Raw genomic sequence first — 18226 nt, 5'->3', positions numbered from 1 at the left:
GGCGCGGCGGCCGTACTGATGCGGCGCGAGTGGCTCCTGGTCCTCGTGGCCCTGGGGCTCGCCGCGGCCGCGGCCGCGATCGTCTACCTGTCGCGCCCGAACACCCTGACGGTGGCGGTCGGCCCCCAGGACGGGCCCGAGGCCGCGCTGATCGAGGCCTATGCCGGCGCCCTCGACCGGGCCCGGGAGGACGTCCGTCTCAAGGTGGTGCGCTACGGCGACGTGCGCGACAGCGCCCTGGCACTCCAGCGCAACAAGGCTGACCTCGCGGTGGTGCGGCCGGACGTGTTCCTGCCCGAGAACGGGCTGACCCTGGCGATCCTGCACGACGAGGCCCTGGTCATCGCGGCGCCGGAGGCGGCCGATCTCGACGACGTGCCGGCCCTGGCGCGCAAGCGGCTCGGCATCGTGGTCCGTCACAGCGCTGACCTGTCGTTCCTCACGAACCTCCTGTCCTTCTACGACCTCGTGCCGGACATCGTGGGCGAGGACGCGCCGGAGGCCGGCCACGCCGCCGAGGCGGAGCCCGGCCACGTGGTCGTGGTGCCGCTGAAGGTCGGTGACGTCACGGCCGCACTCACCGAGAAGCGGGTCGACGCGGTGGCGGTGATCGCGAGCCCGGCCTCCAAGCCGGCGGCCGCGGTCGTCCGCGCCGTCGAGCTGGGCGCGCCGGACCGCAAGATCGGCTTCGTCTCGATCCCGGACGGCGACGCGATCCTGCAGCGCTTCCCCGAGCTGCAGTCGGTGACGATCCCGGCCGGCACCTTCGGCGGCCGCCCGAAGCGGCCCGACGAGGAGGTCAAGACCGTCGGCGCCTCCTATCGCCTGATGGCCCGCGGCACGGTGAGCCGCGTCGCGGTCGCCTCTGCGACGCAGCACCTGTTCGAGTGGCGCTCGCGGCTCGCCTCGACCGCGCCGGTGGCCAAGCTGATGAAGGCGCCGGACTTCGACACGACGGTGGCGGCGACCTCGGCGCGCCTGCCGAACCACCCCGGCGCCGTCGACTATTTCGAGCGCGAGCAGCAGACCTTCCTCGACCGCTACGAGGACTACATCTACCTGTTCGCCTTCTTCGGCGGCACGATCGGCTCCGGCTTCGCGTGGCTCGGCCAGCGCCTCGCCCGCAAGCGCCGGGAGCGGGTCGACTTCGTCCTCGACCGGCTCCTCGACATCATGCGCGAGGTGCGCGCGGCGACCAGCGCCGCCGAACTCGACGCGATCGCGATCGAGACCGACGGGCTGGTGGCGGACGTGGTCTGCTACGCCCGCGAGCGCAGCATCGACGCGCGGACGGTCAGCGCGCTGATCCTGGCGGTCGACGGCGTCCACGCGGCCATCGCCGACGCGCGGCGGCAGACGAGCGAGACCGAGCCCCGGGCGGCGACCCGCAACCGCACGGCCCGGCTGCTCGCCCTCGATCTGCCGGCCGCGGAGTAGCGGCGGGCGCCGCATGGCTGGCGGCTTAGGGATATCATGCTAACGGGAACCATGTTCGATCCCGTCGCCGCCCTCGATACGGTTCTCGAGAACCTCGACCGCGAGGCCCGCGAGCCCACGAAGCTCCGGGCCGCGCTGGTGCCGCAGCTGCGCCGGGTGATCGAGGAGGGCCACCGGGCCGCCGAGGCGCAGCTCCTCGAGGACCGCAACGGGCTGCTGTGCGCGCAGACCCTGTCGAATCTTACCGACGCGGTGGTCCGGGCGATCCACGACGCCGTGGTCTGGCGGCTCTATCCCAACGACAACCCGTCGACCGGCGAGCAGCTCGCGGTGGTCGCCACCGGCGGCTACGGCCGGGGCACGATGGCGCCGGGATCGGACATCGATCTGCTGTTCCTGCTGCCCTACAAGCAGACCGCGTGGTCCGAGAGCGTCGTCGAGGGGATGCTCTACGTCCTGTGGGACCTGAAACTGAAGGTCGGCCACGCCACCCGCTCGGTCGAGGAGTGCCTGCGCGAGGCGCGGGCCGACATGACGATCCGGACGGCCCTGCTGGAGGCGCGGTACCTGTTCGGCACCCGGGTGCTCTACGAGGAGCTCGTGACGCGCTTCGACGCCGAGCTGGTGGTCGGATCCGCCGCCGAGTTCGTCGAGGCGAAGCTGCGCGAGCGCGACCTGCGCGTCTCCAAGGCCGGCACCTCGCGCTACCTCGTCGAGCCCAACGTCAAGGACGGCAAGGGCGGCCTGCGCGACCTCAACACGCTGTTCTGGATCGCCAAGTACACCTACCGGGTCCGCGACCAGATCGAGCTCGTCAGCGCCGGCCTGTTCACCCCGGAAGAGTACGCGCTGTTCGAGCGCTGCGAGGAGTTCCTGTGGCGGGTGCGCTGCCACATGCACTTCGCCACGAAGCGCGCCGAGGAGCGCCTGTCCTTCGGTCTGCAGCCGCGGATCGCCGAGCGCTTCGGCTACGAGGCCCGGGGCGGCCTCTCCGGCGTCGAGCGCTTCATGAAGGCCTATTTCCGCATCGCCAAGGATGTGGGCGATCTCACCGCCATCGTCTGCGCCGAGCTGGAGGCGCGCCACGCCAAGCGCACGCCGGTTCTCGACCGCTGGATCGGCCGGTTCCGCGACCGGTTCCGGGCGACCGCCATGGAGGCGGAGGATTTCTGGATCGACCACGGCCGGGTGAACCTGCGCGCGGAGGACGCCTTCGAGCGCGACCCGGTCAACCTCATCCGGCTGTTCTGGCTCGCCGACCGGCACAACCTCGCGATCCATCCGGACGCCAAGCGGCTGGCCAACCGGTCCCTGCGCCTCGTCAACCCGTCGCTGCGCGTGGACCCCGAGGCGAACCGACTGTTCGTCGAGATCCTGACCTCGCGGAACGCGCCGGAGGAGGCGCTGCGCGAGATGAACGAGGCGGGCGTGCTCGGCCGCTTCATCCCGGATTTCGGCCGCATCGTCGCGATGATGCAGTTCAACATGTACCACCACTTCACGGTGGACGAGCACCTGCTGCGCACGGTCGGCGTGCTGGCGGACATCGAATCGGGCCGGGCCCAGGAGACCTACCCGCTGGTCTCGCGCCTCGTGCACTCGATCCACAACCGCACCGCGCTCTACGTGGCGATCCTGCTGCACGACATCGCCAAGGGCCGCCCGGAGGACCACTCGATCGCCGGCGCCGCCATCGCCGAGAAGCTCTGCCCGCGCTTCGGCCTGAACCAGGCCGAGACCGAGACGGTGCGCTGGCTCGTGGAGCACCACCTGCTGATGTCGATGACCGCGCAGAGCCGCGACCTCTCGGATGCCAAGACGATCGAGCGCTTCGCCGCGAGCGTGCAGAGCCTGGAGCGGCTGAAGCTCCTGACCATCCTGACGGTGGCCGACATCACCGCCGTCGGCCCCGGCGTCTGGACCGCCTGGAAGGGCACCTTGGTCCGCACCCTGTACGACGAGACCGAGGTCTACCTCTCGGGCGGCCATTCCGAGATCGCCCGCACCGACCGGGTGCGCCTCGTGCAGATGGGCCTGCGGGAACAGCTGCCCGGCTGGGGCTCGGAGGAGTTCGACGCCTACGCGGCCCGCCACAGCCAGGCCTACTGGCTCAAGGTCGACGGCACGCGCCAGCTCAAGAACGCGATCTTCCTGCGCGACGTCGTGCGCGACGGGCGGACCAGCGCGACCGACGTCGCCCTCGATCCCGTCCGGGGCGTGACCGAGATCACGGTCTACTCGCCGGACCATCCCCGCCTGCTCGCCATCGTCACCGGCGCCTGCGCCGCGGCCGGCAGCAACATCGTCGACGCGCAGATCTTCACCACCACGGACGGGTTCGCCCTCGACACGATCTTCATCTCGCGCGCCTTCGAGCGGGACGACGACGAGCTGCGTCGGACCAAGCGCATCACCGCGGCGATCGAGCGGGCGCTGAAGGGCGAGATCAAGATCGCCGACCTCGTGGCCGACAAGCACCCGCCGACCAGCACCCGCGCCAAGACCTTCCCGGTGCCGCCGGACGTCATCATCGACAACGCCCTGTCGAGCCGGGAGACCGTGGTGGAGATCACCGGCCTCGACCGGCCGGGCCTGCTCTACGAGCTCACCACGGCCTTCAGCCGGCTGTCGCTCAACATCACGTCGGCGCATGTGGCGACGTTCGGCGAGCGCGCCGTGGACGTCTTCTACGTCACCGACCTCACCGGCACGCGGGTGACGCAGCCCGACCGGCAGGCCGCGATCCGGGCCGCCGTGATGGACGTGTTCGCCCACGACGTCGCGACGCTGAAGGCCGAGGGTCTGGAGGCGCTGGTGGCGGCGCCGCCGCCGCGCGAGGCGTGAGCGTACGGGTTGATTTCGCGGCCCCGTGGCCAGATATCAGCGCCGATTCCACCATCCCTCACCGATTCCCGCCCACGACTGAAACGTGATGACGAGCAACGACATGCCTCAGGATGACCAGCGCCAGACCACGGTCGAAGCCGGTGCCGGCGCGGCCCAGGATCCCGCGCCCGCGGGTCAGGGCAGCGAGTCGGCCACCGTCGATCCGGTCGCGGAGGCCCTGGCCTTGCTGACCGCCGAGCGCGACGAGCTCAAGGACCGGACGCTGCGCACCCTCGCCGAGATGGAGAACCTGCGCCGCCGGACGGAGCGCGAGGTCGCCGACGCGCGCGCCTACGCGGTGACCAACTTCGCCCGGGACGTGCTCAACGTCGCCGACAACATCCGCCGCGCCCTCGACAGCGTTCCGGCCGACGCGAAGGCCACGGCCGACGGCGCCCTGAAGGGGCTGATCGACGGGATCGAGCTCACCGAGCGCGACCTCGGCAAGACCCTCGAGCGCCACGGCGTGAAGATCGTCGAGCCGCAGGGCCAGAAGTTCGACCCGAACCGCCATCAGGCGATGTTCGAGGTGCCGAACGCGGAGGTTCCGGCCGGCACCGTCGTGCAGGTCGTGCAGGCGGGCTACGTCATCGGCGAGCGCGTGCTGCGCCCGGCCCTGGTGGGCGTCGCCAAGGGCGGCCCGAAGGCAGCCGCCAACCCGGCCGACGCCGCCTGAGCGGCCCCGTGGTGCGCCCTACTGGCAGGGCAGCGCCGCGGCGAAATCCGAGATGAACTGCGCGGTCTGGCGGGTCCGGGCCGGCGCCGCCGGATCGCGGGCGACGAGCCCCGCCTCGACGCGGAGGCGGCCGTTGCAGGCGCAGGTCGGCAGCGTTCCCGCGGCCGGCTCAGGCGAGCACGCGTCGTGGTGCGCGCAGGCGAGATCCAGCGCGTCGATCGGCGGGTAGCCGGGCCCGCGGCTGCCGGGGCCGCAGAAATTCCCGTAGATCAGGATGGCGCCGCGCCCGTCGGGCCCGGGTGGCACGATCTCCTGCGCCCGCGCCGGGACGGTGCAGGCCGCGAGCGCGACGGCGAGCAGCATTGTCGTGAGGGAGGTCGAGCTGGGCATGCTCACGGCCGATCCTGTCGGAGAGAATCCGCGGTCCCGCGGGGCTGCACCCGCGCGGTATCCGGCCTCACCGACATCCCTCGGCCATGGACAGGCTCGCGCGGCCGACAGATTCGCGAAGCCGAATGCAGGGCATTGCGACCCAGCTTGACCGCTCCGTCAAGCTATCGCCCAACGAATATTGCTCAGAATCGGTAATTCACACCGGCCCGAACCACCGCAAACCCGGAGTCCTGTTTGCCGGCACCATAAAACGCCGGAACACTGGCGTTGTAGTACGTGGCGGCGTTCGTTCCGCGGCCGAGATGGAGGTAGAGCGCCTCCACCTTGGCGGAGAGCTTCTCGGTGAAGGCGTACTCGATGCCGCCGCCGGCCGCGTATCCGGTCCGGTCGGTCGACGGCAGGGTGTAGGGGTAGGCGCCCGCGTCGGTCGCGCGCGCCCCGCCGCCGTAAGCGAAACCGCCGGTCCCGTAGACGAGGACCCGGTCGAACGCGTAGCCGAGCCGGGCGCGGACCGTGCCGAAATAGTCGAGGCTCGGTCGGACACTGTAATACGGCGTGGTGCCGAGATAGGCGGCGTCCGCCTTGGCGAAGGCCGCGCCCTGGATGTCGGCCTCGACGCCGACGACGGCGCCGGAGCCCGGCGTGAATTGGTAATTGTAGCCTATCTGGCCGCCGCCGGCGAAGCCGCCTGACCGCCCGCCGCCCGTGACGGTGCCGTAGGTCGGGTCGGTGAAGCCGCCGCTCCCGGTCGGGAATGCGTATCCCGCATTCACGCCGGCATAGATGCCCGTCCAGGTGAAGACCGGGAGCGACGGCAGTGGCGGCGGCGGCGCGCGGCGGGGCAGGTCGGCCGCCTGGGCGGCGAGGGCCAGGCAGCCGCATGCGGCGCCCGCGAGGGCTGCGGAGGTTCGTGCGTTCATGGAAATCTCGTTCGGCGCGCGGCGGAGCCGCGGGATCAGAGGGCCAGGAGGAGCAGCCCGACGACGGTCACGGACAGGATCAGGCAGAGGGCGAGATCGAGAATGGCCGCTCCACCGCAGGTCGGCGCGGTTCGTGCGCGGTCGATACCGGACAGGGCGATCAAGAGCGGACCTCGCGGTTCTCTTCCGTGCGTGCCGCGACCCTCACGGTTCTCGCGGCGCGTCGGGGCCCGACGGCGCCCGAGGGTGCCGCCGCCCCGCCTGAGGGGGTGGCGGGAGCGGCGGCCTGCGGCGCCCTCGGTGAACCGGCGCGGTGGACCGTTTCCGCGACGGCGACCCCGAGGACGGGCAGTGTGAGCGCGGCGACGACGCAGACGAGGCGTCGGAGCCGCGGAAGGGGATCACCCAGGCTTGCCCGTCGCGCCTGGGCGGTGGGAAGCGTGAGCGGCGGCAGGGGCATCGCCACGAGCGTTCGCGTATCAATCGTCATCGGCCGGCCCCGCATTTCGTGGGAAATTTGACCACGAAATGGTTTTACGTGTGCAAAAATCCCACGTCAACGCGAAATCGAGGGACCAGCGTGCGCCTTCGCACGCGGTGGGATTGTGTCCCACAGCGTGAGCCGTCACGATGCGGCCATGTCTGATACTGCCGATACACCGCGGGAGGGCGCCAGCCTGCACGCGCCGCTGGCGCGGCTGCTGCGCCCCCTCGTGCGCCTGCTCGTCGCCCGCGGCATCACCTTCCCAGCACTCACCGACCTGCTGCGCGAGCTGTACGTGAACGTCGCCGAGTACGACTTCGCCCTCACCGGAAAGGAGCAGACCGACAGCCGCGTCTCCCTGCTCACCGGCATCCACCGCAAGGAGGTCCGGCGCCTGCGAGGCGCCGGTGCTCCGGTCAGCGCCGTCCCGGCGGTCGTCTCCCGCACCAGCCGGATCATCGCCCGCTGGATCGCCGACCCGGCCTTCACCGACGCGCAGGGCCAGCCCCTGAAACTTCCGCGCACGGCCGAGGGCGGCGCACCCTCGTTCGAGTCGCTGGTCGCGGGCGTGACGCGGGACCTGCGGCCGCGCGCCGTCCTCGACGAGTGGCTCGATCGCGGGCTGGCCTTCACGGATCCGCAGGACCGGATCGTGCTGGCCGAGGCCGCCTACGTACCGAGGGGCGACGGCGCCGAGGGGCCCCAGCTCTACTATTTCGGCCGCAACCTGCACGACCATATCGCCGCCGCCGTCGCCAACATCTTCGGAGACGCGCCGCGCTTCCTCGAGCGGGCGGTCCACTACGACGGGCTGTCCGAGGACCTCGCGACCCGGCTCGAGGCGCGCGCCCGCGAGATCGCCATGGAGGCGCTGCAGCAGGCCAACCGGGAAGCGCACGCGGCCTGCCAGACCGATCCCGGCGGCACGCATCGCTGGAACTTCGGCCTGTACGTCTACACCGAAGCGGCGCCGCCGGCGCGGCGAGCGGACGAGCGGTGAGAGGCCGGCCGGTGCGCGCCACGCTCAACCGCCGGTTCGTCCTGCGCCTGCTCGCGGGCGCCGCGACCGTTCTGCCCGGCACCGTCCGGTCGCAGGAATCCCCGCGCGATCAGGGCATCGGCGGGACCGGCATGATGCGGACCGACGCGCCGAAGAGCGGGCCCCTCGGCGAGGGCGACCGCGGCATCGGCGGCACCGGCGTGATCGGCACGATCCGACGCTTCGGCTCGATCGTCGTCAACGACCTGCGCATCGCCTATCCGCCCGAGGTGGAGGTGCATATCGACGGCACGGCCGCGAAGGCCGCCCACCTGAAGATCGGTCAGGTCGTCCACGTGGTGGCGCGGCCCGAGGGCGGCGGACTCGCCACGGGACGGATCGACGTCACGAGCGAAGTGGTCGGGACGGTGGAATCGGTCGCGCCTGGGCGGCTCGTAGTGCTCGGCCAGCGGGTCTCGACCACGGGTCTCGGCGGCGCGTGGCAGCCGGGCGCGCGAGTCGCGGTGAGCGGGCTGCGCCGGCCCGACGGCGTGATCGTGGCGAGCCTGATCGAGCCGCGGGACACCGGGCCCGACCGCGTCGCCGGCCCGGTGCGGCGGGTCGCGGGCGGCCTCGGGATCGGCGGCCTCCGCCTCGCGGGCGCCGACGCCCTGCCGCCGGGCCGGCGCGCCCTGGTGACGGGCCGTGCGGCGAACGGCGTGCTCACCGTGACCAACGCCGCGCAGGTCGGTCTGCCCTTCCCGCCGGGTCTGAAACAGGTCTCGATCGAGGCCTATATCGGCCGGGATAGCGGCAGGCTCGACGTCGGCGCGGGCTACGCCGTCGCGGGCCGCCCCGGCGCGCAGGTTCCGCGCACCGGGAGCGTGCGGGCGGTGCTGACCGCGGCGATCGCGCGGGACGGGGACCTGACGGTGGAGCGGCTGCGGATCGAGGACCGCATCGCGCCCGAGCCGCAGCGGCCGGACGCCCCCCGGTTCGAGCGGGAGCGCGACCGGCTCGACCTCCGCAACCTCCCCGACGAGGCGCCCGGCCGCTTCGGCGCCGAGCCCGGAGGCCGCCAGGGCGGCCTGGGCGGCATCGGCGAACCGCGCGGCCCCGCGATCGACACCCGGCCGGGGGGCGCGGTCGTCCCCGGATCGGAGGGTACCGGCGGATTCGGAGCGCCGCGCGGCGGCTTCGGCGGCACGCCGCCGGCAGGCCCCGGGGCGTTCCCGGGCGGCCCCGGGGGCTTCGGCGGCTCGCCCGGGGGCCCCGGCCCGGGCCCGGGCGGGGGCGGCTTCGGCGGCGGTGGTTTCGGCGGCGGTGGTTTCGGCGGGCCTGGCGGTCCGGGCGGCGGCCGGCGCTAGAGCCGCGCCCGGTCGGGACGACAATGTAGCCGGGCCCGTGCCGAGCGAGGCGTGGGTCCTCTCTCCCCTGCGGGAGAGGGGTGTGGGGCGGCTGTCTCGACCGGATCGGCCTTCGTCCCGCACCGTCGCAACGCAATCGGAGGCGGCTCTAGAACAGACCGCGCGGAGCGCGGACGCGCGCGGGACGGAGGGACTTCAGGCCTCCGCCTCCCGGTCGAGCAGCGCGCGCTTGCGCGCGACGCCCCAGCGATAGCCCGACAGGGCACCGTCCGAGCGCACGACGCGGTGGCAGGGGATGGCCACCGCGACCGGGTTCGCCCCGCAGGCCTGCGCGACCGCGCGCGTCGCCGTCGGCAGGCCGATCGCCCGGGCGATCTCCGCGTAGGTCGCGGTGGATCCCACCGGGATCTTGCGCAGCGCCGTCCAGACCCGCTGCTGGAACGCCGTCCCGCGGATGTCGAGGGGCAGGTCGAGGCCGCTGCCCGGCGCCTCCACGAGCCCGATGACCCGCGCCATCCAGCCCTCGAAGGCCGGGTCGCCGCCCTCGATCTCCGCGGCGGGGAAGCGGTCCTGGAGATCGTGCAGGAGCGGCTCGGGCGCGTCCCCGAGGAGGATCGCGCAGACGCCCGCCTCGGTGGCGGCGACGAGGATCGCGCCGAGGCTGCAGGCGCCGATGCCGAACCGGATGCGCAGGCCCGCGCCGCCCGTCCGGTAGGCGGCGGGCGCCATGCCGAGGCGCGGCGCGCCCGCCGCGTAGAACCGGCTCGCGGCGGCGTAGCCGGCCTCGTACAGCGCCTCCGTCACCGAGGCGGCCCCGGGCAGCCGCCGCGCCACGGCGGCGGCGCGGTGGGCGGCCGCGTAGGCTCTGGGGGTCACGCCGGTGGCGTCCTTGAACACCCGGTGGAAGTGGTAGGCGCTCAGGCCGGCGGCGCTGGCGAGCGCGGCGAGGGACGGAACCGTCTCCGCCGTCTCGATCAGGCGGCAGGCGCGGGCGACCGCCTCGGCCCGGCGCTCGGCGAGGGCGGGCTCGTCCGGGCGGCAGCGGCGGCACGGCCGGAAGCCGGCAGCCTCGGCCTCAGCGCAGGTCCGGTGGAAGCTGACATTCTCGGGCCGCGCCGCGCGCGCGGCGCAGCTCGGGCGGCAGTACACGCCCGTGGTGCGGACCGCGTACACGAAGGTGCCGTCGGCCCGCGGGTCGCGGGCGGCGAGGGCGGCCCAGCGCTCGGCATCGCCAGGGTCTGTCGCGGGAACGGGGCTCATGGCAGCCGTACTATGCGGCTTGGCGCGGGCCTTGAGGAGGGGCATGACGGGGCCTGCCGGGTGGTGGATGACGCGTGCGGCACTCTGCCGGTCCGCCGCCGCACCGGCATCCCGCGCCTTGCGGCCGAATTCGACATCGGCGGCCGCCGGAACGGGCGACCCGCCTCACGAGTGCGCCATGGCTTCGAGCACGCCCGATCACATCCATGTCGGCCAGGACGGCTGGCTGTTCCTGAAGACGGGCACGAACGACGTGCTCGGCCAGTACGAGCGGCCGGAGGAGACGACCGAGCTGATCTGGCAGTGGCGCAGCCTCGTGACGACGCGGGAGCGGCGCCTGCGCGCCCAGGGGATCCTGTACCGCCACGTCGTCGCCCCGGAGAAGCTGATGATCTACGATCACCGGCTCGACGGGCTCACCATCCGGCCGAGCGCGTCGCCGGCCTACCGCCTCCTCCACAGCGAGCCCCCGGCGGGCCGCTTCCCGGGTCCGGTCGGGCTGTACGCGGCCTGGCGCCGGCGGAAGCGCTGGCGGCAGACCTGCATCGATCTGGTGACGCCGATGCGGGCGCAGCGCGACGCGGCCGACCTCTACTGCCGGACCGACACCCACTGGTCCGCCGACGGCTGCTATCTCGCCTACGCGGAGATCTGCCGGGCGCTGGGCGCCGAGCCGCGGCAGGACCTGCGAGAGCGGCCGTCCTTCGAGACCGACCACGACGGCGATCTGGGGAGCGCCTTCGATCCACCCCGGCAGGCGCGCTCGCGCACCGTCCTGATGCAGCAGAACGCGGTCCGGACCTACGGCAGCCCGATCGTCGAGGCCCGGGAGAAGGCCGGCCTGCTGCACACGCTGCATGTCGGTGCGCACGTGATCTACGGGAACGCCAAGGCCACCGACCCGCGCCGGCTGGTCTTGTTCGGCGATTCCTTCTCGCACGTCATGCCGTACATGCTGACGATCATGCTGGCCGAGACGTTCCGCGAGGTGCACTTCGTCTGGAGCACCTCGCTGGACTGGCCGTATATCGAGCGCGTCCGGCCCGACATCGTGCTGACCGAGGTGGCCGAGCGCTTCATGGTGCAGCTGCCCGACGACACCTTCTCGGTGGAGCGCTACGCGCAGGACCGCTTCGGGGCCGAACTCGCGGCCGCGGGCGCCTGACGGGCGAGCCCGGAACTCGGGAGGGCGAACACGTCGCCACCCCCGACTTCGCCAGTCCGGGATTGCCGAGCGGGATCCGGAGCGCGAGCGGGCGCCCGGCATGGCTGCGACCGGGACTGTCCGTTCCCGGCTCGCCGGCCGTGCCCCTCACGCCTGCAGCTTGGCCACCAGCGCGTCCGACAGGGCGAAGTTCACGTAGACGTTCTGGACGTCGTCCTGGTCCTCGATCACCTCGACGAGGCGGATGAGCTTCTCGCCGGTCTCGTCGTCGACGTTGATGGTGTTCTGCGCCTTCCAGATCAGGCCCGTGCGCGCGGGCTCGCCGAAGCGCGCCTCGAGGGCCTTGGTGACCTCGCCGTAGGAATCCTGGGCGCAGATGACCTCGTGTCCGTCCTCGCCGGAGCTGACGTCGTCGGCGCCGGCCTCGATCGCCGCCTCCAGCATCGTGTCGGCGTCGGCCACGGAGGCCGGGTAGGCGATCACGCCGACGCGGTCGAACATGAAGGCGACGGCCCCGGTCTCGGCGAGGCTGCCGCCGGACTTGGTGAAGGCCGAGCGCACGTCCGAGGCGGTGCGGTTGCGGTTGTCGGTCTGTGCCTCGACGATCAGCGCGGCGCCGCCGGGCCCGTAGCCCTCGTAGCGGATGTCCTCGTAGTTCTCGCCGTCGGCGCCGGCGGCCTTCTTGATGGCGCGCTCGATATTGTCCTTGGGCATGTTCTCGGCGCGGGCCGCCAGGATCGCGGCGCGCAGGCGCGGGTTCATCGCCGGGTCGGGCGTGCCGAGCTTGGCCGCCACCGTGATCTCGCGGGCGAGCTTGCCGAACACCTTCGAGCGGACCGCGTCCACCCGGCCCTTCCGGTGCATGATGTTCTTGAACTGCGAATGGCCTGCCATGACGGTTCGGACTTTTGTTCGTTGGCGCGGGCGGGCGTGCGGAACCCCGCCGTCGCGGCTGTGAGGTCGCGCCGTATATAGGCCGCCGCCTTCGGACGAAGCAACGCGGCCGCTGCCGGTCGGCGCGACACGGGCCGATACGGCCCCGCGGGCTTCGCAATCCCGTGACCGCGGAAAAAGTCGCCGTCTCGGGCGTTGGCGCTGGACTTCACGCGCAGCTGGGAACCCGATGTCGAGCCGGAACGGACGCAGCACGGTCATGGTCACGGGCGCGAGCGCCGGCGTCGGCCGGGCTGTCGCCCACGAATTCGCCCGGCACGGCTGGAACGTGGGGCTGATCGCGCGCGGCCCGGCGGGGCTGAGGGGCACGATCCGCGATGTCGAGCGGGCCGGCGGCCGGGCCCTGGCCTTTGCGGCCGACGTCGCCGACGCGGAGGCCGTCGCCCAGGCCGCCGACGCGCTGGCCGAGGCGTTCGGCGGCATCGACGTCTGGGTCAACAACGCGATGGTGACGGTCTACGCGCCCGTTCAAGAGACGAGCCCGGACGAGTTCCACCGCGCCACCGCGGTGACCTATCTGGGGCAGGTGCACGGCACGCTGGCGGCCCTCCGCCACATGGTCCCGCGCGACCGGGGCACGATCGTGCATGTCGGCTCGGCGCTCGCCTACCGGTCGATCCCGCTCCAGGCAAGCTACTGCGCCGCCAAGGCCGCCGTGCGGGGCTTCGTCGATTCCCTGCGCAGCGAGCTGCTCCACGACCGCAGCCGAGTCCGCCTGACGATGGTACAGCTTCCGGCCGTGAACACGCCGCAATTCGACTGGGCGCGCTCGCGGCTGCCACGCAAGCTCGAGCCGGTGCCGCCGATCTACCAGCCGGGGGCCATCGCCCGGCACGTCTTCCGGGCGGCGCACGACGCGCCCCGGGAAGTGTGGATCGGGGCCTCGGCCTGGAAGGCGATCATCGGAAACATGCTGATCCCGGGCTGGATCGACGGCTACCTCGCCCGGCACGGCTATCGCGGGGAGATGACCGGCGTGCAGGCGCAGAAGAACCGACCCGACAACCTCTACGACCCGGTGGACACCGATCCCGGCGCCCACGGCCGCTTCGACTCCCGCGCGACCAGCGACGTCGCCGCGGCCGACCCGCGCTGGCTCAAGTTCGGGATCGCGGCCGCGCTCGGCCTCGTGGCCGGGACGATGCTGTTCGCCACCGAGGCGCACGGGCGGGCGGACGCCCGCGCCGATCGCCGGCCGGGCAGACGCTAGGACACGGGCCAACGCGGGTTTCAAGGAGGATCCGATGCCGGGCACGAACCGTCGCGATCTGGTGCGGGCCGCGCTCGCCGGAGGGGCCGTCCTGGGTCTCGGCGGCCGCGCCCGCGCCACCGCACCCTTCGGCGGAGCGCAGGCGCCGGGCTTCTACCGGACGCGTGTCGGCAGCTGCGAGGTCACGATCCTCAACGACGGGGCGCGCAGCTTCCCGATGCCGGACCGCTTCGTGCGCAACGTTCCCCGGGACGAGGCGCTCGGCGCCGCGCGGGCGGCCTACATGCCCCCCGGCCAGGTGACGGTGCCGTTCAACCCGACGCTGATCAACACGGGCGCGCAGCTCGTCCTGATCGATACCGGCAACGGCCCGGTGCCGGGCGCGCCCGTCGGCCGCCTCGCGGCGAACCTCGCGGCGGCCGGGATCAGGCCCGAGGACATCGACCTCGTCCTGCTCTCGCACCTCCATCCCGACCACACGAACGGCCTCAAGCGGGCGGACGGGTCCCTCGCCTTCGCGAACGCCGAGATCCGGGCCGCCGCACCCGACTGGGCGTTCTGGATGAGCGACGCCAACATGGCCCGCGCCGCCGACCCGGTGACGCAGGGCTACTTCGCCAACACCCGCCGGGTGCTCGGCGACCTGAAGGACCGGATCGGCACCTTCGCGTGGGACGAGGAGATCGTGCCCGGGATCACCGCCCTCGCCGCCCCCGGCCACACGCCGGGCCACACGGCCTTCGCGGTCGCCTCGGGTGCGGACCGTCTGCTGATCCAGTCCGACGTGACCAACATCCCGGCCCTCTTCCTGCAGCACCCGGACTGGCACGTGATGTACGATCACGACGCCGATCAGGCGCAGGCGACGCGCCACCGCTTCTACGACACGGCCGCGTCCGAGAGGGCCCTCGTGGTCGGCTACCACTTCCCCTTCCCGTCGCTCGGCCACGTGGAACGGGACGGACGGGGCTACCGGCTCGTGCCCATCGCCTGGACCGGCGTGCTCTGACCGCCCCGGGATTCGTGCCACCGGATCAGGGAGGCCAGATCCACGACCCCGCCCGGCCATTCGACGCCCGCGAGGTGCCGGTGCGGCCGGTCCGGCTCGCCGAGATCCGAGACGGCCGAGAAGGCGCCGTCGAGCCGGTGGCTCTCGGTGTAGCGGCTCCGGGTTGCCAGGACCGGCAGCCCGGCGGCTCGGGCCGAGCTGATGCCGGCGGCCGAATCCTCGAAGGCCACCGCCTCGGAGGCCGGGATCTCCAGGCCGGCGAGCGCCAGCAGGAACACGTCGGGGGCGGGCTTCTTGCGGCTCGCCTCGTCGCCGGCCGCGATCACGTCGAAGGGCGCTGCGTCCGGCGGGAAATTGGCGGCGAGGAGCCGGTCGACGTTCGGGCGGCTCGTCGTGGTGGCCACCGCGAGCCGGACTCCCGCGGCCCGGGCCTCGGCGATCAGCCGGGCGATCCCGGGGCGCAGCGGCAGGCCGTTCCGCGCGACGAGGTCGCCGTAGGCGCGCGTCTTGATGGCGTGGATCTCCGGCGCGCGGGCGTGGAGCGCGGCGGCTTCCGCCGGGTGCTCGGTGTCGATGTAGTGGGCGAGCCGCTCCTTGCCGCCCATGACGGCCAGCAGGTCGGCGTAGAGCGCCTCGTCCCACCGCCAGGGCAGGCCGAGCTCCGCGAAGGCGCGGTTGAACGCCTGCCGGTGCAGGTCCTCGGTCTCGGCGAGGGTCCCGTCGACGTCGAAGATCAGCGCCTTCAGCACGACAGGTCGCGACCGGAGGCGCCCTCCGCGCCCTCGCGGATCGCCGCGATGCGCTCGGCGTAGGCGTCCGGGCCGCCGCTGAACACCGCGTTGCCGGCCACGAACGTGTCGGCGCCGGCGCGGCTCGCGACCTTGACCGTCTCGGGGTCGATCCCGCCGTCGACCTGGATGCGGATGTCCCGGCCCGCCACCATGGCGCGCACCCGCGCCACCGATTCCATGGCGCCCTTGATGAAGCTCTGGCCGCCGAAGCCGGGATTGACGGTCATCACCAGCACGAGATCCACGAGGTCGAGCACCGGCTCGACCATGGCGGCCGGCGTGCCCGGGTTGATCGCCACGCCGGCGCGCTTGCCGAGGTCGCGGATGGTCTGGAGCGAGCGGTGGATGTGCGGCCCGGCCTCAGCGTGGACCGTGATGCCGTCGGCCCCCGCCTGCGCGAAGGCCGCGAGGTACGGATCGGCCGGCGCGATCATCAGATGCACGTCGAAGTACTTCTGCGTGTGCGGCCGGAGCGCTTTCACCACCGGCGGCCCGAAGGTGATGTTGGGCACGAAATGCCCGTCCATCACGTCGAGATGGATCCAGTCGGCCCCGGCCGCGTCCACGGCGCGGGTCTCCTCGGCCAGCTTCGAGAAGTCGGCGGATAGGATCGACGGGGCGATGACGGGTGCGAGCATGGGAGGCTTTCGGGGTCGGCTCAGGCCAGCCGGCGGCGGCGCTCGACGAGCTGCATGATCATCGGCGTCAGGATCAGCTGCATCGCCAAGTCGAGCTTGCCGCCGGGGATCACGATGGAGTTGGCCCGGCTCATGAAACTGTCGTGAATCATGGAGACGAGATACGAGAAGTCGATCCCCTTCGGGTCCTTGAAGCGGATCACGACCATCGATTCGTCGGCGGTGGGGATCCAGCGGGCGATGAACGGGTTCGACGTGTCGACCGTCGGCACCCGCTGGAAGTTGATGTCGGTGAACGAGAATTGCGGGCAGATAGTCTGCACGTAGTCGGGCATGCGCCGCAGGATCACGTCGGTCACCGCCTCGGTGGAGTAGCCGCGGAACGAGCGGTCCCGGTGCAGCTTCTGGATCCATTCGAGGTTGATCACCGGCACGACGCCGATCTTCAGGTCGGCGTAGCGGGCGATGTCGACGTCCTGGTCGGCCACGCAGCCGTGCAGGCCCTCGTAGAACAGGAGGTCGGAATCGGGCGGGAACGTCTCCCAGTCCGAGAAGCTGCCCTCCGGGATGCCGTAGGCCTGCGCGTCGTGCTGGTCGTGGGCGTAGTGACGGGTCCGGCCGGTGCCGGACTCGGCGTAGCTGCGGAACACCGCCTCCAGCTCCGGCAGGAGGTTGGCCCGCGGCGCGAAGTGGGACAGCGTCGGCTCGTTCGCCATCATCGCCCGCATCGTGTCGCGGTCGAAGGCGTGGAAGCCGTCACCCTCGATGAAGACCGCCCGCACGTCCTCGCGGCGGAAGATCTGCTCGAAGGTGTTGCGCACCGAGGTGGTCCCGGCCCCGGAGGAGCCGGTCACCGAGATGATGGGGTGCCGCGCCGACATGCCTTTACGACTTCACGGTGCGGCTATGACCGCATCAGGCCGCGCTGGCCGAAGAGCGGCGAGCGGCCGGCATCGGGCTTGCCTCCGGCATAGTAGGTGGCGACGCACGCCACTTCCTCGGTCGAGCCGCAGACCAGCGGCGCCCGCTCGTGGATGCCGGTGGCCACGAGGTCGAGGATCCGCGTCTGGCCGTCGGTCGCCGCGCCGCCGGCCTGCTCGACCAGCATGGCCACGGGCGCGACCTCGTAGAGCAGCCGCAGGCGGCCACGGGCGTAGTTCTTCCGGGCGTCGCCCGGGTAGAGGAACACACCGCCGCGGGTCAGCACGCGCTGGATGTCGGCCACCAGCGAGGCGAGCCAGCGCATGTTGTAGTCCTTGTCGCGCGGCCCCTCGGTGCCGCGCTGGCAATCCTCGATATAGGCCTTCACCGGCGCGTCCCAGTGCCGAGCGTTGGAGGCGTTGATGGCGAATTCCTTGGTGGAGGCCGGCACCGACATCGCCGGGCTCGTCAGCTTGAACCGGCCCTCGGCGCGGTCGAGCACGTAGGACTGGGTGCCGTCGCCGAGCGTCAGGATCAGCGCCGTGGCCGGGCCGTAGGTGACGAAGCCCGCGGCGATCTGCGTCGAGCCGGGGGTAGTGAACGAGGCCAGCGGGTTCGCCGGATCCTTGATCGACGGCCGGATGCCGAAGATCATGCCGACGGCCATGTTCACGCCGATGTTGGAGGAGCCGTCGAGGGGGTCGATGGCGACGGCGAGCGGGGCGTCCGGGTTCAGACGCATCACCTCCTCGGCCTCCTCGGAGGCGACCTCGGCGACCGGCGCGCCCCGCAGCGCCGCGGTCACGCTCTCGTGAGCGATGACGTCGAGGGCCTTCTGGACGTCGCCGTCGCTGTTGTGATCGCCGGCCGCCGCGAGGTCGCCGCTGAGCGCGCCGCGCCCGATCCGCTCGCTGATCTCCACCGCCGACCGCGCCACGGCCGCGATCACCGCGGCGGCGTCCTTCAGCGCCGGATTGGCGTCCACGGCCTGCGCCAGGCAGGTCTCGAGGGGCGTCCCGATCGCCGCTGAAATTGCCATCGGCCTACTCCTCCTGCTCGGATCCCGTCCGCGGGGATCGCGCGTTCCGCGCCGGCTCTGTAGCGGCCGCTTGGCTGCCAAGATAGCGGTCTCTGTC

Annotated in this window: 17 protein-coding genes; 8 read left to right on the top strand and 9 right to left on the bottom strand. The window is 72.4% G+C overall.

Annotated features, from left to right (window positions below):
- The first annotated feature begins 18 nt into the window (after positions 1 to 18).
- From ABIC30_RS15325 to grpE, 3 genes are all read left to right on the top strand, one after another.
- Positions 19 to 1437, top strand: coding sequence for a TAXI family TRAP transporter solute-binding subunit (locus tag ABIC30_RS15325; protein WP_020092536.1), 1419 nt, complete (start codon positions 19 to 21; stop codon positions 1435 to 1437).
- A 51-nt stretch (positions 1438 to 1488) separates the two neighbouring features.
- Entirely contained in the window at positions 1489 to 4281 is a 2793-nt protein-coding gene (locus tag ABIC30_RS15320) for a [protein-PII] uridylyltransferase (protein WP_020092537.1), read from the top strand.
- 103 nt (positions 4282 to 4384) lie between these two features.
- Positions 4385 to 4999, top strand: a complete 615-nt coding sequence (grpE, locus tag ABIC30_RS15315) for a nucleotide exchange factor GrpE (RefSeq protein WP_026604829.1) — start codon at positions 4385 to 4387, stop codon at positions 4997 to 4999.
- A gap of 18 nt (positions 5000 to 5017) precedes the next feature.
- Here grpE and ABIC30_RS15310 read toward each other — a convergent pair whose 3' ends face one another.
- From ABIC30_RS15310 to ABIC30_RS15300, 3 genes are all read right to left on the bottom strand, one after another.
- Positions 5018 to 5389: a phospholipase A2 family protein gene (locus ABIC30_RS15310; protein WP_020092539.1), complete on the bottom strand. Its 372-nt coding sequence runs from the start codon at positions 5387 to 5389 to the stop codon at positions 5018 to 5020.
- A gap of 185 nt (positions 5390 to 5574) precedes the next feature.
- Entirely contained in the window at positions 5575 to 6312 is a 738-nt protein-coding gene (locus ABIC30_RS15305; RefSeq protein WP_020092540.1) for an outer membrane protein, read from the bottom strand.
- Positions 6313 to 6347: 35 nt separating this feature from the next.
- A complete protein-coding gene (locus ABIC30_RS15300; RefSeq protein WP_020092541.1) occupies positions 6348 to 6476 on the bottom strand; it encodes a hypothetical protein in 129 nt (42 codons plus the stop codon).
- A gap of 474 nt (positions 6477 to 6950) precedes the next feature.
- On the opposite strand from ABIC30_RS15300, the gene ABIC30_RS15295 reads away from it, so the two are divergent.
- Together ABIC30_RS15295 and ABIC30_RS15290 are read left to right on the top strand one after the other, a co-directional pair.
- Positions 6951 to 7796: a DUF6502 family protein gene (locus ABIC30_RS15295; protein WP_020092542.1), complete on the top strand. Its 846-nt coding sequence runs from the start codon at positions 6951 to 6953 to the stop codon at positions 7794 to 7796.
- An 11-nt stretch (positions 7797 to 7807) separates the two neighbouring features.
- The gene (locus ABIC30_RS15290; protein ID WP_020092543.1) at positions 7808 to 9142 is read left to right on the top strand and encodes a DUF5666 domain-containing protein; all 1335 of its coding nucleotides are present in this window, start codon (positions 7808 to 7810) and stop codon (positions 9140 to 9142) included.
- A gap of 195 nt (positions 9143 to 9337) precedes the next feature.
- On the opposite strand, the gene ada is transcribed toward ABIC30_RS15290, so the two are convergent.
- Entirely contained in the window at positions 9338 to 10402 is a 1065-nt protein-coding gene (gene ada / locus ABIC30_RS15285; RefSeq protein WP_020092544.1) for a bifunctional DNA-binding transcriptional regulator/O6-methylguanine-DNA methyltransferase Ada, read from the bottom strand.
- A gap of 178 nt (positions 10403 to 10580) precedes the next feature.
- Here ada and ABIC30_RS15280 point away from each other — a divergent pair, with 178 nt between their 5' ends.
- Entirely contained in the window at positions 10581 to 11567 is a 987-nt protein-coding gene (locus tag ABIC30_RS15280; protein WP_020092545.1) for an alginate O-acetyltransferase AlgX-related protein, read from the top strand.
- 147 nt (positions 11568 to 11714) lie between these two features.
- Here ABIC30_RS15280 and ABIC30_RS15275 read toward each other — a convergent pair whose 3' ends face one another.
- Positions 11715 to 12461 carry a YebC/PmpR family DNA-binding transcriptional regulator gene (locus tag ABIC30_RS15275; RefSeq protein WP_056526849.1) on the bottom strand — a complete coding sequence of 249 codons (747 nt, stop codon included), beginning with the start codon at positions 12459 to 12461 and terminating at the stop codon, positions 11715 to 11717.
- A gap of 229 nt (positions 12462 to 12690) precedes the next feature.
- Between ABIC30_RS15275 and ABIC30_RS15270 the strand changes: the two genes are divergently transcribed.
- Both ABIC30_RS15270 and ABIC30_RS15265 read left to right on the top strand, forming a co-directional pair.
- Complete coding sequence (locus ABIC30_RS15270) at positions 12691 to 13731, top strand: SDR family oxidoreductase (RefSeq protein WP_103984977.1); 1041 nt, start codon at positions 12691 to 12693, stop codon at positions 13729 to 13731.
- Positions 13732 to 13765: 34 nt separating this feature from the next.
- Entirely contained in the window at positions 13766 to 14740 is a 975-nt protein-coding gene (locus tag ABIC30_RS15265; RefSeq protein ID WP_020092548.1) for an MBL fold metallo-hydrolase, read from the top strand.
- On the opposite strand, the gene ABIC30_RS15260 is transcribed toward ABIC30_RS15265, so the two are convergent.
- Genes ABIC30_RS15260 through ABIC30_RS15245 form a run of 4 tightly spaced genes read right to left on the bottom strand, consistent with a single transcriptional unit; the run spans position 14701 to position 18129 of the window.
- On the bottom strand, positions 14701 to 15489 hold the full coding sequence (locus ABIC30_RS15260) for an HAD-IA family hydrolase (RefSeq protein ID WP_020092549.1): 789 nt from the start codon (positions 15487 to 15489) through the stop codon (positions 14701 to 14703). The two genes, ABIC30_RS15265 and ABIC30_RS15260, sit on opposite strands and share 40 nt — an antisense overlap.
- Complete coding sequence (rpe, locus tag ABIC30_RS15255; protein WP_020092550.1) at positions 15483 to 16169, bottom strand: ribulose-phosphate 3-epimerase; 687 nt, start codon at positions 16167 to 16169, stop codon at positions 15483 to 15485. Before rpe ends, ABIC30_RS15260 begins: the two co-directional genes overlap by 7 nt.
- A 20-nt stretch (positions 16170 to 16189) precedes the next feature.
- A complete protein-coding gene (locus ABIC30_RS15250) occupies positions 16190 to 17050 on the bottom strand; it encodes a phosphoribulokinase (RefSeq protein ID WP_012320495.1) in 861 nt (286 codons plus the stop codon).
- A 23-nt stretch (positions 17051 to 17073) separates the two neighbouring features.
- Positions 17074 to 18129, bottom strand: a complete 1056-nt coding sequence (locus tag ABIC30_RS15245) for a class 1 fructose-bisphosphatase (RefSeq protein WP_020092551.1) — start codon at positions 18127 to 18129, stop codon at positions 17074 to 17076.
- Positions 18130 to 18226 lie beyond the last annotated feature (97 nt).

The organism is Methylobacterium sp. 1030, from assembly GCF_040544715.1.
In the GTDB taxonomy this organism is placed as follows: domain Bacteria; phylum Pseudomonadota; class Alphaproteobacteria; order Rhizobiales; family Beijerinckiaceae; genus Methylobacterium.
The sequence above is the reverse complement of the archived record's forward strand: the minus strand, read 5'-3'. Positions and strand labels throughout refer to the sequence as shown.

Bases quoted from the DNA above. Each gene is read 5' to 3' on its own strand.
- ABIC30_RS15325 (WP_020092536.1), top strand. From the start codon at position 19: ATGCGGCGCGAGTGGCTCCTGGTCCTCGTGGCCCTGGGGCTCGCCGCG.
- ABIC30_RS15320 (WP_020092537.1), top strand. From the start codon at position 1,489: ATGTTCGATCCCGTCGCCGCCCTCGATACGGTTCTCGAGAACCTCGAC.
- grpE (WP_026604829.1), top strand. From the start codon at position 4,385: ATGCCTCAGGATGACCAGCGCCAGACCACGGTCGAAGCCGGTGCCGGC.
- ABIC30_RS15310 (WP_020092539.1), bottom strand. From the start codon at position 5,389: ATGCCCAGCTCGACCTCCCTCACGACAATGCTGCTCGCCGTCGCGCTC.
- ABIC30_RS15305 (WP_020092540.1), bottom strand. From the start codon at position 6,312: ATGAACGCACGAACCTCCGCAGCCCTCGCGGGCGCCGCATGCGGCTGC.
- ABIC30_RS15295 (WP_020092542.1), top strand. From the start codon at position 6,951: ATGTCTGATACTGCCGATACACCGCGGGAGGGCGCCAGCCTGCACGCG.
- ada (WP_020092544.1), bottom strand. From the start codon at position 10,402: ATGAGCCCCGTTCCCGCGACAGACCCTGGCGATGCCGAGCGCTGGGCC.
- ABIC30_RS15280 (WP_020092545.1), top strand. From the start codon at position 10,581: ATGGCTTCGAGCACGCCCGATCACATCCATGTCGGCCAGGACGGCTGG.
- ABIC30_RS15275 (WP_056526849.1), bottom strand. From the start codon at position 12,461: ATGGCAGGCCATTCGCAGTTCAAGAACATCATGCACCGGAAGGGCCGG.
- ABIC30_RS15270 (WP_103984977.1), top strand. From the start codon at position 12,691: ATGTCGAGCCGGAACGGACGCAGCACGGTCATGGTCACGGGCGCGAGC.
- ABIC30_RS15265 (WP_020092548.1), top strand. From the start codon at position 13,766: ATGCCGGGCACGAACCGTCGCGATCTGGTGCGGGCCGCGCTCGCCGGA.
- rpe (WP_020092550.1), bottom strand. From the start codon at position 16,169: ATGCTCGCACCCGTCATCGCCCCGTCGATCCTATCCGCCGACTTCTCG.
- ABIC30_RS15250 (WP_012320495.1), bottom strand. From the start codon at position 17,050: ATGTCGGCGCGGCACCCCATCATCTCGGTGACCGGCTCCTCCGGGGCC.
- ABIC30_RS15245 (WP_020092551.1), bottom strand. From the start codon at position 18,129: ATGGCAATTTCAGCGGCGATCGGGACGCCCCTCGAGACCTGCCTGGCG.